Origin of the sequence: Nocardiopsis sp. MT53 (genome assembly GCF_019598965.1) — a bacterium.
GTDB classification, from domain to species: domain Bacteria; phylum Actinomycetota; class Actinomycetes; order Streptosporangiales; family Streptosporangiaceae; genus Nocardiopsis; species Nocardiopsis changdeensis.
Window position 1 is genome coordinate 94,444 of the sequence record NZ_CP080599.1, and the last position, 15,203, is coordinate 109,646.

Here is a 15,203-nt window from a genome sequence, read left to right on the forward strand (position 1 = left end):
CCGCTTCGCCCCCTTATTCACCAACGCGCCGTTCGTCGCACCCCGGGCTCCACGAATGATCAGATGAGCAATTCTCACGCTTTAGTCCACTTTCGTAGCACCGGACCGCATTCGACGACCGATTCCGGCACTTTGGTTTGCAATCGCTCTGATTGGCCCTAGCCTCGGTTCCGAACACCGACACACGCAGCGGGAGGGGTCTCGTGTCACTCGGCACACACCACGGCGGGGGCGGCGTCCAGGCGGACGTGGAAGAGGTCGTCGCCGTGGCGGACCGCATCCGCGGCGCCATCGAGACGGTCATCGAGGGCAAGCCGGAGGTCCTGCGCATCGCGCTGACCGTCCTGCTGTCCGAGGGCCACCTGCTCATCGAGGACGTCCCCGGTGTCGGCAAGACCATGCTGGCCAAGGCCCTGGGCCGGGCGGTGGACTGCTCCGTGCAGCGCGTCCAGTTCACCCCGGACCTGCTGCCCGGCGACATCACCGGGGTCAGCGTCTACCACCAGGAGCGGCGCGAGTTCGAGTTCAACCCCGGGCCGGTCTTCGCCAACATCGTGCTGGGCGACGAGATCAACCGCGCCTCGCCCAAGACCCAGGCCGCCCTGCTGGAGTGCATGGAGGAGCGGCAGGTCAGCGTCGACGGGCGCACCCGCCCCCTGGAGCGGCCGTTCATGGTCGTGGCCACCCAGAACCCGGCGGACATGGAGGGCACCTACGCCCTGCCCGAGGCCCAGCGGGACCGGTTCATGGCCCGTGTCTCCGTGGGCTACCCCTCCCCCCAGGCCGAGCTCGACATGATCGACTCGCACGGCACCGGATCGCCGCTGGAGGGCCTGGCCGCGGTCACCGACGCGGGCACCGTCCGCCGCCTGGCCGACCTGGTGCGCGGGGTGCACGTGGCCCCCGGCATGCGCCGCTACATCGTGGACCTGGTCAACTCCACCCGGACCAGCCCCGACCTGGACCTGGGCGCCTCCCCGCGGGCCACCCTGCACCTGGTGCGGGCCGCCCGCGCGCACGCCGCCCTGGAGGGCCGCCACTACGTCGTCCCCGACGACGTCCAGAACCTGGCCGTGCCCGTCCTGGCGCACCGCCTGCTGGTCGGCCCGCAGGCGCAGATGGAGCGCACGGCCCCCGAGCGGATCGTCGCCGACCTGGTCGCCCGGCTGCCCGTCCCCGCCCCCCGCTGATCCCCCGCACCGGTCCGCCGACCGGTCCCCTACGAGAAGAGGGTCCATGCGCCCGCGACGAACCCTCACCGCCCGAGGCGTGTGCATGCTGCTCCTGGGCCTGGCCGCGCTGGTCGCCGGGTTCGTCGTCGGACAGCGGGAGCTGGTGGTCCTGGGCGTGCTGGCCACGGCGCTGCCGCCGGCGGCGGCGCTCTCCCTGATCGGGGCCGCCGACCGGGTGGTGCACAGCCGCAGCGTCGTACCCTCCCGGGTCCCGGCGGGGCACGACGCCCGGATCATGATCCGGATCGGCAACTCCTCGCACACCTGGCCGGTGGCGGCGGTGTCGGTCGGCGACACCCTGCCCACCCGGCTGGGCCACGAGCCCCGCTACTCCATCGGCTTCCTAGGCCCGCGCGGCGTCCGCGACCTCGCCTACCTGGTCCGCCCCGCCGTGCGCGGCAACTACCCGCTGGGCCCGCTGTGGATCGCGCTCACCGACCCGCTGGGCCTGGTGCGGGTGGAGCAGCGCCCCGGAGCCCCCGAGCACCTGCTCGTCACCCCCGCCACCGTGCCCCTGGACCGGAGCGGCAGCTCGGGCGGCACCCAGGGGGACGACTCGCCGCGCCGCACGCAGAGCGGGATCGGCGAGCAGGACCCGGTCCCCCGCGGGTACCAGTACGGCGACGAGCTGCGCAGGGTCCACTGGCGCTCCACCGCCAAGCACGGCGAGCTGATGGTGCGCCGCGACGAGCAGCACCGGCGCGAGTACGGCGTCGTCCTGCTCGACACCCGGCGCGGCGCGCACGCGGGCGGCGGGCCCGCCGACTCCCTGGAGACCGCCGTGGGCGCCGCCGCCTCCGTCGCCCTGCACCTGCTCGACCGGAACCACGAGGTGCGGCTGCACACCGAGCGCGGGCGGATGCCCGCCGCCGTGCCCGGCGCCCTGCTGGACGGACTCGCCGTCCTGGAGGCCTCCGACGCCGCCGCCCTCCCCGCCCTCCCCACGTCCGGCGCCTCCCTGACCGTCGCGGTGACGGGCGCGCTCACCGCGGAGGAGGCCGCGGCCCTGGCCAGGAGCGGGGGCGGGCACCGGGTGGCCGTGCTGTGCGCGGGGGCCGCCTGGCCCTCCGAGCAGGCGCGCGCCGGCGCCGGCGAGATCCTGGCCGCCTCCGGCTGGCGGGTCGTGCACCTGCCGGCCCTCTCCGAACTGCCTTCGCTGTGGCGCGACGCCGCACCCCTCGGGAAGGTCCCGCGTTGAAAGCCCTGATGCCCCTGGCCGCACTGGTCTCCCTGCTGTGCGCCCTCCCCCTCATCGCGCCGCTGGTGCGCGGTGACGACTGGTGGCTCCCCGCGGTCCTGCTCATGGGCGCGGCCACCGCCGTGTCGGTGCTCTACCGGGTGCTGACCGGGTGGCTGGGCCTGCTCGTGCCCGTCCTCCAGCTGGCCGTGGTGGCGCTGCTCGTCGTCCCGCTGTTCGCCGGGCACCTGGCCCCCCTGGGCGTGCTGCCCTCCGGGGCGGCGGTCGGGCACGTGCTCACCGCCTTCTCCCAGGGGCTGGAGGTCATCGACACCAACGAACCGCCGGTGACCGCGACCGCCGGGGTGATGCTGATCATCGCGCTGGCGTTCGCGCTGTTCCTCGTCGCCGCCGACTTCCTGGCCGCCACCGCCCGCTGCCCCGGCATGGTCGGCGGGCTGCTGCTGGCCCTGGCCGTGGTGCCGCTGGTGGTGGAGGGGTCCGGGATCGGCACCGGCGCGGTCGTCGTGTGCGTGTTCGGGTTCGTCCAGCTGCTGGCCGTGGACATGTGGGTGCGCGGCCGCGAGTGGGGGGTGGCGGTGCCCACGCCGCCGCTGGGCGCCCTCCGGCACGGGGCCGCCGCGGCCCTGGCCGCGACCGTCGCCGTCGTGCCGGCGCTGGCCCTGCCCGCCGCGCTGCCGGGCCTGCGCACCGACGCCTTCCACACCCTGGCCCAGGGAACCTACGTCGGCCGCCAGAACGACGTCATCACCACCACGCACCCGCTGGTGTCGATGCGCCGGGACCTGCTGTCCAGCTCCGACCGGACCGTATTGACCTACCGCACCGACGCCGAGGAGCCCGGCTACCTGCGCCGGTACGTGCTGGACGAGTTCGACGGCGTCAACTGGACGATGAACCCGGTCGACGCCTCCGGGGACACCCGGGTCCAGGACGAGCTCCCGCTGCCCACCGGGTGGCCGTCCGCGCCGGAGGAGGACACCGTGATGACACGGGTGTCCCTGGACTCCGACGTCGAGGGCATGGACTTCCTGCCGCTGCCGTACTGGGCGCGGTCCGTCGACGTCTCCGGCGACTGGTACGTGCACCCCGACAGCCTCATGGTGTTCACCACCGAGCAGCCGCCCACGGGCCTGAGCTTCACGGTGGAGACCACCGAGCGGGAGGTCACCGCCGAGGACCTGGCCGGGGCCGCGGGGTCCCCGCTGTCGCTGCCGGGCGACTTCCGCTCGGTGCCCTCCTCCGTGGGGCGGGAGGTCCGGGAGCTCACCGAGGAGGTGACCGGCCACACCGACTCGCCCTACCTCAAGGCGGTCGCCCTCCAGGAGTTCTTCACCTCGGGGGACTTCACCTACAGCCTGCGCCCGCCGGAGGTGCCCGCCGACGCCGACCCGCTGGTGCACTTCCTGACCGTGGACCGGACCGGGTACTGCCAGCAGTTCGCCGGGGCGATGGCCGTGATGGCCCGCCAGGCGGGCATCCCCGCCCGGGTCGCGGTCGGCTACACCGCGGGCGAGCGCACCGGCGACGGCCGCTGGACCGTGACCAGCGGCGACGCCCACGCCTGGCCGGAGCTGTACTTCGAGGGCGCCGGGTGGGTGCGCTTCGAGCCGACGCCGGGCGGGGTGGGCGGCCAGGGCTCGGCGACCGAGCCCGAGTACACCGACGGGGGCGGGCTCACCGCCGAGCGCCCCGACCCCGAGCCCACGCCCGGCTCGACGGAGGAGCCGACCCCGGAGCAGGAGGAGCCGGAGCCGACCCCGGAGGACTCCCCCTCCCCGTCCCCCTCCGCCGAGGAGGAGCAGGAGGCCGCGGCCGCGCCCGCCGGGGACGGCCGGGACGCCCCGGACCTGTCGTGGCTGCCCGCCGCGGCGGCCGTGGCGGCCCTCCTCCTGCTGCCGTTCCTGCCCGCCGCGGTGCGCGCGTCCGTGCGCCGGTCCCGCCTGGGCCGCCCGGGCGCGGCCTGGCGGGAGCTGCGCGACACCTGCGTGGACCTGGGCCTGGGCTGGGACCTGGCGGAGAGCCCGCGCGGCACGGCGGCCCGCCTGGCGGCCCTGCGCGACGCGGACCGGGTACCGCTCCCGGAGGAGACGCGCGCGGCCCTGCACCGCCTGGCGCTGGCCGAGGAGCGCGACCGGTACGCCCCGGCGGCCTCCTGGAGCGAGGAGGTCGGCGCGGACCTGCGCGTCATCGTGCGCGGCCTGCCCGCGGTGGTGCCGCGGGGCGTGCGCCTGCGCGCGGCGCTGCTCCCCCGCTCCCTGTGGGACCGCCCCCGCCGCCCGGTCGCGGACCCCACCCCGCAGAACGCCTGACCGCCCCGGGCCGGGCACGCCCCCGGCCCGGGCACGCCCCCGGCCCGGACCCGCCGCCCTCCGGGGGCGGGTCCCCTCCCGGAACACCCGCCCCAGAAAGAACACGAACACCCACCCCGGCGAGAGGCCCCGCTCCCGCCACGGACACACCCTGCCCCGGAGTGCCATCCCCGGGCGGAACGCGGGAGCCCACCCAGACAGGGGTCACCGCTCCCCGGCCGGGCACGCCACCTTCCCGATGCGGGCCCCCTTTCGGAGCACCCGCCCTGGTCAAGGCACGGACGCCCGCTCCGGCGAGAGACACCGCTCCCGGCACGGACCCTCCCCGGCCCCGGAGTACCCGTCCGGGCAGGGATCAACGCTCTTCGGTCGGCGGAACGGCGGTGGGGACGACGAAGGGGCCCCGCACGGTGTGCGGGGCCCCGTTCGTGATCCGGTCGGTCAGGGTGGCGAGATCACTCGTCGCCCTGCTGGCGGCGGCGCCAGCGCTCCTCGAAGCGATTCATCATGCCCGGGCGGTCGCCCTTGCGGCGCTTGGGCTCGTCCGGCGGGGCCTCGGCCGGCCCGCCGACGGCGGCCCGGCGCCAGGCGTTGAGCCCCCACAGCAGACAGGCCAGCATCACGAGGAAGCCGCCCACGCTGACGGTGACACCGACCGCGAGGCCGACGCTGCTGCCGAGCAGCAGGCCCGTCAACATCAGCACGAGGCCGAGGACGAACCCGAGCCCTGCCTTGATGATCCGGCGCTTGTGATGGACCACGGGGTTCGTCTGCCGAACGGTGTTCGCGAACTTCGGGTCCTCGGCATACAGCGCCTGCTCGATCTGGTCGAGCATGCGCTGCTCGTGTTCAGAGAGCGGCACGGCGCCTCCCTACAACAGTCCCCGGTTGGGGTGACGGGTACTGATCAATGATCTCTTGGTCAGTGGTATGCCCAGAATACGGTGCGCTAGCGCACCGTGGAAGGAAAAGCTGCGTGCGGACCTGACCGACCAAGGCCACGATACCCCCGCGCTGTATCGGAAACACCGGCTTCCATGCCTCTCTGTCTACCCTGACTCCGGTCCTACCCCATGTAACGCTGAGGACGGCCCGGAAGTTGCGGCATCATACGTCGTTTTCGTCACGCTTGGCCAATACCGCCGACTGTAGCGCGCCCGGTCCGAATCGTTCCGCCACCCGGTCCATGACGCGCTCGACGTCGCGCCACCCCGTGTCCTGTTCGTCCAGGGCCAGCTGGCGGTGCACCCCGGAGGCGGGAACGATCCCCTCCATGCGAACGCCGACCAGGCGCATCGGGGTTCCCCTCAGCCCGGATTCGGCGTAAAGGGCCCGGGCGACGGCGTTGATCTCCCGGCCGACGTCGGTGGCGTCGGGCAGGGTGCGGGCCCGGGTGATGGTCGAGAAATCACCCTTGCGGAGCTTGACGCTCACCGTGCGCCCCATCTGCCCCGAGGCCCTCAGCCTCCTCGCCACCTTCTCGGAGAGCCGCAGCAGCTCGCGGTGGACCTCTTCGGGGTCGGCGACGTCGACGGCGAAGGTCTCCTCGGCGCCGATGCTCTTGTCCTCGCTCTCGGGCTCCACCGGGCTGTCGTCGACGCCGTGGGCGAGGTCGGCCAGCCGGGCTCCGTGCTTGTCGCCCAGTTCCATGCGCAGCAGGTCGCGGTCGTACCGGGCCAGGGCGCCGACGGTGCGCACGCCCATCCGGGCCAGGGTCCGCTCGGTCTTGTCCCCCACCCCGGGCAGCGCGCCGACCGGCAGCGGGTCCAGGAAGGAGCGGACCGCCGCGCTCGGCACCAGGAGCAGGCCGTCGGGTTTGCAGTGGGTGGAGCCGAGCTTGGCGGTGAACCGGGTGGCGGCCACCCCCACCGAGCAGGTCAGCCCCTGCTCCGCGCGGACCCTCTCGCGGATCATCGCGGCGATCCGCACCGGCCCGCCCAGGCGCCTGCGCGCCCCGGAGACGTCCAGGAACGCCTCGTCCAGGGACAGCGGCTGCACCAGCGGGGTGACCGCCCGCAGGATCTCCATGACCGCCCGGGAGACCTCCCGGTAGGCGCGCCCGTCGGGCGGGAACACGGCGGCGCCGGGGCACAGGCGCAGGGCCTGCGCCATCGGCATCGCGGAGTGGACGCCGCGGGCGCGGGCGCGGTAGTCGGCGGAGGAGACGACGCTGCGCGGGCCGGTGCCGCCGACGATGATCGGCGTGTCCGCCAGGCCGGGGTTGCGCAGCCGCTCCACGCTCGCGAAGAACGCGTCCATGTCCAGGTGCAGGACGTTGCAGTCGGAGTCCGGGCCCGACCCGTCGCGCGGGAAGTCCGCGCCCAGGGGGACGATGCCCTGCGGGGTGACCATGCCCCGCAGCGCGGCCCCGCGCTCCAGTTGACGTCGGCTCATACGGTCAGGCTACGCGCCGGGCGGGACGGTTCTCAGGGCCGGTGGGCGGTGACGTGCAGCTGGGTGGCGATGCCCAGCAGCTCGGGGTGGTCGGCCGCGGCCTTCTCCAGTTCCACCAGGTGGCGGCCGGCGTGCACGTCGCCCTCCCAGGCGTGGCCGGGGACCAGGTCGGCGAACACCCGGACGCCGCGGACCCGCTCGCCGGTGAGCCCGGCGGCGCCGACCAGCTCCAGGACGCCGCGGCGGGTGAACCGCCGCGGGATCGGGTCGCCCGGGCCCCAGCGGCCCTCGGCGTCCTCCAGGAGGGCGCGGGCGTCGGTGAGGTGTCCGGCCAGGGCGCGGTGCAGGGCCCCGGCGACGGCGTTGGTGACCAGCAGGCTGACCGCGCCGCCGGGCCGGGTGATGCCGACCACGTCGCGCAGGGCGGCGACGGGGTCGTCGACGTACTCCAGCACGTTGTGGACCAGGACGAGGTCGGTGCTCCCCTCGGGGAACAGCGTGGCCAGGTCGCCGGTGTCGCCCTGCACGCCGCGCACCCGCACCCCGCGCTCGGCGGCGCGGCGCTCCAGGGCTGCCAGCGAGTCGGGGCTGGGCTCGACGACGGTGACCCGGTGGCCGAGCTCGGCGAGCGGGACGGCGGCCCCTCCGGTCCCGCCCCCGGCGTCGACGATGTCCAGGGGGGAGTCGCCGCCGAGGCGGTCCAGCAGTCCGGCCAGGGCCTCCCACACGACGGCGGTCCGCGCGGTGTTGGCCGCCCGGCCCGGGCCGGTGGCCCCGCCCTCTCCCAGACCGCTCACTGCCGCCTCGCTCCTGTCGCCCACCGGTCCCCCACCGTGCTCGTCCCACCCGGCGCCCGCACCCCGTGCGCGCGCCGGTCCGCGCCCGCCTACAGGGCGAGCGTCGCCTTGTTCTCCATCAGCCTGGACAGCAGCCCGTTGACGAAGTTGGGAGACTCGTCGGTGGACAGTTCCTTGGCGACCCCCACGGCCTCGGCGATCGCCACCGCGTCGGGGATGTCCTCGGCCCACAGCAGCTCGTAGGCGCCCATCCGCAGGATGTTGCGGTCCACGACCGGCATCCGCTCCAGGGTCCAGCCGATCGCGTAGGTGTCGAGGAGTTCGTCGATGCGGTCCCGGTGGCCGTCGACGGCGCGGGCCAGCTGCTCGGTGAACTCGTTGATCGGCGGCTCGGGCTGGGCCCGGCGGCGGCGGATGACCTCTTCCACCGAGATGCCGCGCACCTCGGCCTCGTAGAGGACCTCGACCGCGCGCCGCCGCGCCTTGCGCCGTGCTCCGCTCATCAGTTGACTCGCCCGAGGTAGTCGCCCGTGCGGGTGTCGACCTTGACGCGCTCGCCGGTGGAGATGAACAGGGGCACCTGGATGGTGGCGCCGGTCTGGACGGTGGCGGGCTTGGTGCCGCCGGTGGAGCGGTCGCCCTGGACGCCGGGGTCGGTGTGGGTGATCTCCAGCTCGACCGCGGCGGGCAGCTCGATGTAGAGCGGGTTGCCCTCGTTGGTGGCCACCGTGACCTTGGTGTTCTCCAGCAGGAAGTTGCTGTCGTCGCCGACGACGGCCTCGGGGACCGGGAGCTGGTCGTAGGTCTGGGTGTCCATGAAGATGTAGGACTCGCCGTCGTGGTACAGGTACTCCATGTCGCGGCGGTCGACGTTGGCGAACTCGACCTTGGCGCCGGCGTTGAAGGTCCGGTCCACGATCTTGCCGGTGAGGACGTTCTTCAGCTTGGTACGGACGAACGCGCCGCCCTTGCCCGGCTTGACGTGCTGGAACTCGAGGACGTTCCACAGAACGTTGTCGATCCGCAGGGTCGTGCCGTTCTTGATGTCGTTCGTCGTGGCCACTTCGGTCGTCTCTCCCAGGGGTCTGACACGTCGGGGACCGGAACCTCGCAGGGCCCGGTCGGCGGTTCGGTGGGGCGGGCCGAGGGCGCCCCGGGAGCCGTCCCGGGCGCGCCTGTGCACAGGCCGCCTGGCTGCCAGTCTAGTGGCTCCCCGGAACCGGGGCGTCGCCCGCGACGGCGGCGTAGGCCGCGTCGAGCAGCTCCGGCGCGGGCCCGGCCAGGATGGCCGGCTTCGCGAGGCCGTCCAGGACCACGAACCGCAGGGTGGCGCCGCGGGCCTTCTTGTCGACGCTCATGGAGGCGCGCAGCCCCGGCCAGGCGGCGGCCCCGTAGGAGACGGGCAGGCCCACGGAGGTGAGCAGCTCGCGGTGGCGGGCCACCAGGTCCGCGTCGATGCGCCCGTCGAGCCGGGCGAGCTCCGCGGCGAAGACCATGCCGATGGAGACGGCGTACCCGTGGCGGAACGTGTAGTTCTCGGCGCGCTCGATGGCGTGCCCCAGGGTGTGGCCGTAGTTGAGGATCTCGCGCAGGCCGCTCTCCCGGAGGTCGCCGGAGACCACCTCCGCCTTGACCCGGATGGCCCGTTCGATGAGCTCGCGGGTATGGCGGCCCTCGGGCAGGGCCGCCCCCTCGGGGTCGTCCCCGACCAGGTCGCAGATGACGGGGTCGGCGATGAACCCGGCCTTGATGATCTCGGCGAGCCCGCCGATGTAGTCGGCCCTGGGCAGGGTGGGCAGGGTGGCCAGGTCGCACAGCACCCCGGCCGGGGGGTGGAAGGCGCCGACGAGGTTCTTGCCCTCGGGCGTGTTGATGCCGGTCTTGCCGCCGACGGCGGCGTCCACCATGCCGAGCAGGGTGGTGGGGACCAGGACGGCCCGCACGCCGCGCAGCCAGGTGGCGGCGACGAACCCGGCCAGGTCGGTGGTGGCGCCCCCGCCCACGCCCACGACGGCGTCGCTGCGGGTGAAGCCGTTCAGCCCCAGCCGGGTCCACAGGTCGGCGGCGACGGCCGCGGTCTTGGCGGCCTCGCCGTCGGGGACGGGCATGGGGTGGACGGTGTACCCGGCGGCGCGCAGGGCGCCGGCGACCGGGCGGGCGACGGCGTCCAGGCCCTCGGGGTGGATCACCGCGACGCGGGAGGCCTCCCCGACCAGGGAGGGCAGCTCGGCGAGCACGCCGCTGCCGACGACGACGTCGTAGCGTCCCGCGTCGTCGCCGACGCGGATGCGGGTGGTGGTCACGGGGCGGCCTTCCCGGTGTCGAGGGTGGGCACGATGGCGTCGACGATCTCCTCGGGGTGGAATCCGGTGGTGGGCACCGTCACCGTGGCGAGGGACTCGTAGACCGGCAGCCGCTCGTCCAGGAGCTTGCGCAGCCGGGCCCGGGGGTTGCCGACCAGCAGGGGCCGGGCGGCGTCCATGCCGACGCGCTTGGCGGCCTCGGCGAACTCCACCTGGAGGTAGACCACGTGGTGGTCGGCCAGGTCGCGGCGGGTGTCCTCGTCCAGGACGGCGCCGCCGCCGACCGCGATGACGCCCTCCCAGGAGCGCAGCCCCTCGGCGACGACCTCGCGCTCCAGCGCCCGGAAGTGCTCCTCGCCGTCCTCCAGGAAGATGTCGCCGACGGGCTTGCCCGCCCGCTTCTCGATCTCGGTGTCGGTGCACAGCAGGTCGGCGCCCAGGCGGCGGGCCAGGGCCTCCCCGACCGTGGACTTGCCCGAGCCGGGCGACCCGATCAGGACCGCGATCGCTCGTGACACGCTACTTCCCACCTTCGTCTCGGTCCCGGGGCCCGCCGGCGGCGGGCCCCGGGCGGGTCAGCGGATCTCCAGGGAGTCCAGGTAGCCCCGGAGGTTGCGGGCGGTCTCCTCGACCGAGTCGCCGCCGAACTTCTCGATGGCGGCCTCGGCGATGACGAGGGCGACCATCGACTCGGCGACCACGCCGGCGGCCGGGACCGCGGTGACGTCGCTGCGCTGGTGGTGGGCCCGGGCGGGCTCACCGGTCTCGGTGTCGATGGTGTCCAGCGCCCGCGGCACGGTGGCGATGGGCTTCATGGCGGCGCGCACCCGCAGCGGGTCGCCGGTGCTCATGCCGCCCTCGACGCCCCCGGCGCGGTTGGTGCGGCGGCGGACCCCGTCGGGTCCGGGCTCGATCTCGTCGTGGGCCTGCGAGCCGCGGCGGGCCGCGGTGCGGAACCCGTCGCCGACCTCGACGCCCTTGATGGCCTGGATGCCCATCAGGGCGGCGGCCAGCCGGGCGTCCAGGCGGCGGTCCCAGTGGACGTGGGTGCCCAGGCCCGGGGGCAGCCCGTAGGCGAGGACCTCGACGACGCCGCCGAGGGTGTCCCCGGACTTCTTGGTGTCGTCGACCTCCTCGACCATGCGGGCGCTGGTCTGCGGGTCGAAGCAGCGCAGCGGGTCGGCGTCGACCGCGGCCAGGTCCTGCGGGCCCGGCTCGGGCGCGTCGTCGGGGACGGAGACCGGCCCCATGGACACCACGTGGCTGAGGATCTCCACGCCCAGCGCCTGTCGGCAGAACCGCCGGGCGACCTCGCCGATGGCGACGCGGGCGGCGGTCTCCCGGGCGCTGGCGCGCTCCAGGATGGGCCTCGCCTCGGTGTGCCCGTACTTCTGCATGCCGACGAGGTCGGCGTGGCCGGGCCGGGGGCGGGTGAGCGGGGCGTTGCGGGCGATGCCGTCCAGCACCTCGGCGGGCACCGGGTCGGGGGACATCACCTGCTCCCACTTGGGCCACTCGGTGTTCCCGACCTCGATCGCGACCGGGCCCCCGAGGGTGCGGCCGTGTCGGATGCCCCCGATGACGGAGACCTGGTCCTGCTCGAACTTCATCCGGGCGCCACGACCGTACCCGGCGCGGCGGCGGAGCAGCGCGGCGGCGATGTCGTCAGAGGTGACGGACACACCGGCCGGGAGGCCCTCCAGAATCGCGACGAGTGCCGGCCCGTGGGATTCCCCTGCGGTCAGCCAACGCAACATGGACCGATCTTTTCACGGATCGGTCCGAGGGGTGGCATCCGGTCTCAGAGTTCGGGCAGCAGGGGTCCGGCGGCCAGGACGGTGGCGAGGGTCGCGGCGAGCATGAAGGGCCCCAGCGGGAAGGTCGAGCCCGGGGAGGCGCGGCGCAGCGCGATCAGGACCAGGCCCACCGCGGAGAAGGCCGCGAACGCCCAGAAGACGGCGGTCAGCGCGCCCAGCGGCCCGGCCGCCCACCCGGCGTACAGGCCGGTCAGCCCGGACAGGCGGACGTCGCCCAGGCCCATCCCCCGCGGGTGGATCCGCCACAGCAGCCAGTACAGGACCGTGACGAGGACCATGCCCAGCAGGGCGTCCAGGAGCCGTCCCGGGGCCGGTCCGTCCGGCGGTGTCAGCGCGGCCAGGGCGATGAGGGCGGCGGCCACCGGGTAGGCGGGCCGGACCAGGGCGTCGGGCAGGCGCTGGACCCGCAGGTCGACGACGGACAGGGCGGAGCCCACCGCGACGAGCCAGAGCACCGCGGGCAGCCACAGGGGCGTCCAGTCCGGGTGCAGGACGGCGGCGGCCCCGGCGAGGGCTGCGGCGGGAACGGCCAGCAGGACGGCCCCGGGGTGGGAGCGCACGGTCTGCTCGCAGTGCGGGCAGCTGCCGCGGCCGCGGAAGGCGCGGTCGGCCACCAGGGGGAACCACCGCCAGAACCGGAGCTCGGCCAGGCAGTGCGGGCAGCGCGGCGGCGGCGGTCCGTCCTCGCCCGGGGCGGGCTCCGGTTCCGGCGCGCCCGCGTGCCCGGCGCGGGCCTGTGCGGCGCCGTCCCTGGTGGCGGCCGCGTCGAGGGGGGCGCGGGTGTGCGGGTCGGCCGGGCCGGCCGGTCCGAACAGGGGTACCAGGCGGCCGCCGACGTGTCCGGCGAGCAGGCCGGCCAGGGCCGTGACCGCGATGACGGCGACCGCCCAGTGGTCGGCGAGGGGCGCGAGCGCCGAGGGGGTGGGCATGATGCGAAGCTACCCGTCGGCGCGCCGCGCCGACAGGCCCGGGCGCCGCCTGTGGAGAACTCCGGGGCCCTCAGTCGGTCTCGCGCCTGGCGCGCACGACCGCGCTGAGCTCGATCCCGCCGGGCAGGACGTGGCGGAGCTCGGCGGCCAGGCGCTCGGCGACGCGGCGCAGGGATTCGTCGTCGCGCTCCTCCAGCTCCAGGCGGATGCCGATGTCGGCCCGCTGGGAGGGGTGGATGCGCACGCGCTCGATGCCGAACTCGGTGTGGGTGACCCGGTAGACCAGGGCCAGGACCTGGGGGTCGTCCTTGGGCTCGGGGACGGTGCCCTGCTCGGCGAGCATGGTCAGGAAGCGGCCCTGGACGGTGTAGGGCACGGGGCCGGACACGTCGATGACCAGGGCGTCGGCGCCCTCCTCCACGGCGGCCTGGCAGGCGTCCTTGGTGGTGAAGGGGACGGGGCGGGCGTCGGAGCGCCAGCGGCGGACGGCGTCGACCGAGGTGAAGGCCAGCACGCCGCGGCGGCCGTCCCTGCCGGTCATGACCGGCACGGCGACCTCGCTGTTCTTGTCCTTGGTGAGCCCGCCGACGCCCTCCTCGGTCTCGGTGGCCACGGCGACCACGGGGATGAGGACGCGGGAGCCGCTCAGGGCGGCCAGCACCTGGCGGTCGCCGATCTCGCCGGCGGCGTGGGCGCGCAGGCGGGATTCGACCTCGGGGTCGGCGCTCCCGTCGTCGTCACGGAAGTTCTGGGCGCCGATGATCGTTGGTCTGCTCACGACCCCCGACTCTACCCGGGCGGGGGTCCGGGCGGGGCGGCGTCGCGCTCACCCGTCACCGACGGTGGCCCGCTGGACACCGGGGCGCCGCCCGGCGGCCGCCGGGGTGTCACCGGCCGGCTCCAGGGCGGCGAGGAGGCCCTCCAGTTCGGCGGTGCGCAGCGGTCCGAGGCGGTCGAACATCAGGGCGCGGACCCGGGCGGCGTGGCCGGGGGCGACCTCGGCCAGCAGGCGCGCCCCCTCGTCGGTGAGGACGGCCCACAGGCCGCGCCGGTCGTCGGTGCACTCCTCCTTGCCGACCAGGCCGTCGCGTTCGAGGCGGGCGATCTGGTGGGAGAGGCGGCTCTTGGAGACGATGACGCTGTCGGCCAGGGCCCGCATGCGCATGCGCCGCCCGGGGGCCTCGGACAGGTGCACGAGGATCCCGTACTCGATGAGGCCGAGGCCGCCGCGCCCGCGCAGGTCGCGCTCGAGCTCGTCGTAGATCCAGGCGTTGACGCGCAGGAAGCTCCGCCAGACCCGTTGTTCGCCGTCGTCGAGCCATGCCGGGTTCTCCATGGGGGCGATTCTAGTGGTGGAGGTTGCGTGTGGGGTGTCGACCACATTAGATTCTTCCCAGGAAGATATTTCTAAGGTACCTTGTTCCTAGGCAACAGAAGGGCCCGAGAACCGGGTCCCCGACCCGCGACAGGGAGACAGTCAGATGGCAGCGCAGGAACTCAAGGCCGGCACCTGGAAGATCGACGCCGCTCACAGCACCGTCGGGTTCTCCGTCCGCCACATGATGGTGAGCAAGGTCCACGGGCGGTTCGAGAAGTTCGACGCCACCCTGACCGTGCCCGAGGACCCCGCGCAGTCCTCGGTCGAGGCCACGATCGACGCCACCTCGATCAACACGGACAACGCCGACCGCGACAACCACATCCGTTCGGCGGACTTCTTCCACGTGGAGGACCACCCCGAGTTCTCCTTCCGCTCCACCGGCCTGGCCGCCGACGGCGAGGACTTCGTCCTCAAGGGCGACCTGACCATCAAGGGCAACACCAAGCCCGTCGAGCTGAAGCTGGAGTTCAACGGCTCCACCCTCGACCCCTACGGCCTGGACCGCTCCGGCTTCTCCGCCACCACCCAGATCAGCCGCAAGGAGTTCGGCGTCGACATCGAGATGCCGATGGACGGCGGCGGCGTGGTCGTCGGCGACAAGATCACCATCACGATCGACGCCGAGTTCACCCGCCAGGCCTGACCGGCCCGGCGCCCTGTCCCCCCTGACCCCGGGGACCGGCGTCCGCTCCGGCCGGCGCCGGCCGGAGCGGACGCGCCGTGCGGCCACCCGCCCCTCGGGGGCGGGGCGGGAGGCCGCCCTCCGAAGGCGCCCGCGGACGTCCGTCCCGCGGGCGCCTTCGCCTTTCCCGGGGTCCGCGCGCCCGGCCGCCGGGGCCG

Annotated in this window: 15 protein-coding genes; 4 read left to right on the forward strand and 11 right to left on the reverse strand. The window is 74.5% G+C overall.

Annotated features, from left to right (window positions below; genetic code table 11):
* Positions 1 to 203: 203 nt before the first annotated feature.
* From K1J57_RS00415 to K1J57_RS00425, 3 genes are read left to right on the forward strand one after another with little or no spacing between them, the layout of a single operon-like run.
* A complete protein-coding gene (locus tag K1J57_RS00415; protein WP_220562512.1) occupies positions 204 to 1,190 on the forward strand; it encodes a MoxR family ATPase in 987 nt (328 codons plus the stop codon).
* Between the two features lie 46 nt (positions 1,191 to 1,236).
* Positions 1,237 to 2,430 carry a DUF58 domain-containing protein gene (locus K1J57_RS00420; protein ID WP_220562513.1) on the forward strand — a complete coding sequence of 398 codons (1,194 nt, stop codon included), beginning with the start codon at positions 1,237 to 1,239 and terminating at the stop codon, positions 2,428 to 2,430.
* Positions 2,427 to 4,742 carry a transglutaminaseTgpA domain-containing protein gene (locus K1J57_RS00425; protein ID WP_338151188.1) on the forward strand — a complete coding sequence of 772 codons (2,316 nt, stop codon included), beginning with the start codon at positions 2,427 to 2,429 and terminating at the stop codon, positions 4,740 to 4,742. The genes K1J57_RS00420 and K1J57_RS00425 overlap by 4 nt, the downstream gene beginning before the upstream one ends.
* Before the next feature lie 455 nt (positions 4,743 to 5,197).
* Here the strand turns inward: K1J57_RS00425 and K1J57_RS00430 are convergent, their stop codons facing one another.
* The 11 genes from K1J57_RS00430 to K1J57_RS00480 form a co-directional block, all read right to left on the reverse strand.
* Positions 5,198 to 5,578, reverse strand: a complete 381-nt coding sequence (locus K1J57_RS00430; RefSeq protein WP_255646757.1) for a DUF3040 domain-containing protein — start codon at positions 5,576 to 5,578, stop codon at positions 5,198 to 5,200.
* 271 nt (positions 5,579 to 5,849) lie between these two features.
* Positions 5,850 to 7,136, reverse strand: a complete 1,287-nt coding sequence (dinB, locus tag K1J57_RS00435; RefSeq protein ID WP_220562515.1) for a DNA polymerase IV — start codon at positions 7,134 to 7,136, stop codon at positions 5,850 to 5,852.
* 32 nt (positions 7,137 to 7,168) lie between these two features.
* Positions 7,169 to 7,957, reverse strand: coding sequence for a methyltransferase domain-containing protein (locus K1J57_RS00440; protein ID WP_220562516.1), 789 nt, complete (start codon positions 7,955 to 7,957; stop codon positions 7,169 to 7,171).
* Positions 7,958 to 8,022: 65 nt separating this feature from the next.
* A complete protein-coding gene (gene nusB / locus K1J57_RS00445; protein ID WP_220562517.1) occupies positions 8,023 to 8,436 on the reverse strand; it encodes a transcription antitermination factor NusB in 414 nt (137 codons plus the stop codon).
* Positions 8,436 to 8,996: an elongation factor P gene (gene efp / locus K1J57_RS00450; protein WP_220562518.1), complete on the reverse strand. Its 561-nt coding sequence runs from the start codon at positions 8,994 to 8,996 to the stop codon at positions 8,436 to 8,438. Before efp ends, nusB begins: the two co-directional genes overlap by 1 nt.
* Before the next feature lie 139 nt (positions 8,997 to 9,135).
* On the reverse strand, positions 9,136 to 10,236 hold the full coding sequence (gene aroB, locus K1J57_RS00455) for a 3-dehydroquinate synthase (protein WP_220562519.1): 1,101 nt from the start codon (positions 10,234 to 10,236) through the stop codon (positions 9,136 to 9,138).
* A complete protein-coding gene (locus tag K1J57_RS00460; protein WP_220562520.1) occupies positions 10,233 to 10,754 on the reverse strand; it encodes a shikimate kinase in 522 nt (173 codons plus the stop codon). Before K1J57_RS00460 ends, aroB begins: the two co-directional genes overlap by 4 nt.
* 57 nt (positions 10,755 to 10,811) lie before the next feature.
* The gene (gene aroC, locus K1J57_RS00465) at positions 10,812 to 11,993 is read right to left on the reverse strand and encodes a chorismate synthase (RefSeq protein ID WP_220562521.1); all 1,182 of its coding nucleotides are present in this window, start codon (positions 11,991 to 11,993) and stop codon (positions 10,812 to 10,814) included.
* Positions 11,994 to 12,037: 44 nt separating this feature from the next.
* Positions 12,038 to 12,982 (reverse strand): A24 family peptidase, encoded by a 945-nt coding sequence (locus tag K1J57_RS00470; RefSeq protein ID WP_220562522.1) that lies wholly within the window; start codon positions 12,980 to 12,982, stop codon positions 12,038 to 12,040.
* Positions 12,983 to 13,052: 70 nt separating this feature from the next.
* Positions 13,053 to 13,760 (reverse strand): SseB family protein, encoded by a 708-nt coding sequence (locus K1J57_RS00475; protein ID WP_220562523.1) that lies wholly within the window; start codon positions 13,758 to 13,760, stop codon positions 13,053 to 13,055.
* 48 nt (positions 13,761 to 13,808) lie between these two features.
* Entirely contained in the window at positions 13,809 to 14,318 is a 510-nt protein-coding gene (locus K1J57_RS00480) for a MarR family winged helix-turn-helix transcriptional regulator (RefSeq protein ID WP_220562524.1), read from the reverse strand.
* Positions 14,319 to 14,463: 145 nt separating this feature from the next.
* On the opposite strand from K1J57_RS00480, the gene K1J57_RS00485 reads away from it, so the two are divergent.
* Positions 14,464 to 15,006 (forward strand): YceI family protein, encoded by a 543-nt coding sequence (locus K1J57_RS00485; RefSeq protein WP_220562525.1) that lies wholly within the window; start codon positions 14,464 to 14,466, stop codon positions 15,004 to 15,006.
* The last annotated feature ends 197 nt before the right edge of the window (positions 15,007 to 15,203 follow it).

What these genes read in the sequence shown, in the direction of transcription:
- aroC (WP_220562521.1), bottom strand. Translation starts at nt 11,993, where the DNA reads ATGTTGCGTTGGCTGACCGCAGGGGAATCCCACGGGCCGGCACTCGTC.
- nusB (WP_220562517.1), bottom strand. Translation starts at nt 8,436, where the DNA reads ATGAGCGGAGCACGGCGCAAGGCGCGGCGGCGCGCGGTCGAGGTCCTC.
- dinB (WP_220562515.1), bottom strand. Translation starts at nt 7,136, where the DNA reads ATGAGCCGACGTCAACTGGAGCGCGGGGCCGCGCTGCGGGGCATGGTC.
- K1J57_RS00480 (WP_220562524.1), bottom strand. Translation starts at nt 14,318, where the DNA reads ATGGAGAACCCGGCATGGCTCGACGACGGCGAACAACGGGTCTGGCGG.
- K1J57_RS00430 (WP_255646757.1), bottom strand. Translation starts at nt 5,578, where the DNA reads ATGCTCGACCAGATCGAGCAGGCGCTGTATGCCGAGGACCCGAAGTTC.
- K1J57_RS00420 (WP_220562513.1), top strand. Translation starts at nt 1,237, where the DNA reads ATGCGCCCGCGACGAACCCTCACCGCCCGAGGCGTGTGCATGCTGCTC.
- K1J57_RS00485 (WP_220562525.1), top strand. Translation starts at nt 14,464, where the DNA reads ATGGCAGCGCAGGAACTCAAGGCCGGCACCTGGAAGATCGACGCCGCT.
- K1J57_RS00470 (WP_220562522.1), bottom strand. Translation starts at nt 12,982, where the DNA reads ATGCCCACCCCCTCGGCGCTCGCGCCCCTCGCCGACCACTGGGCGGTC.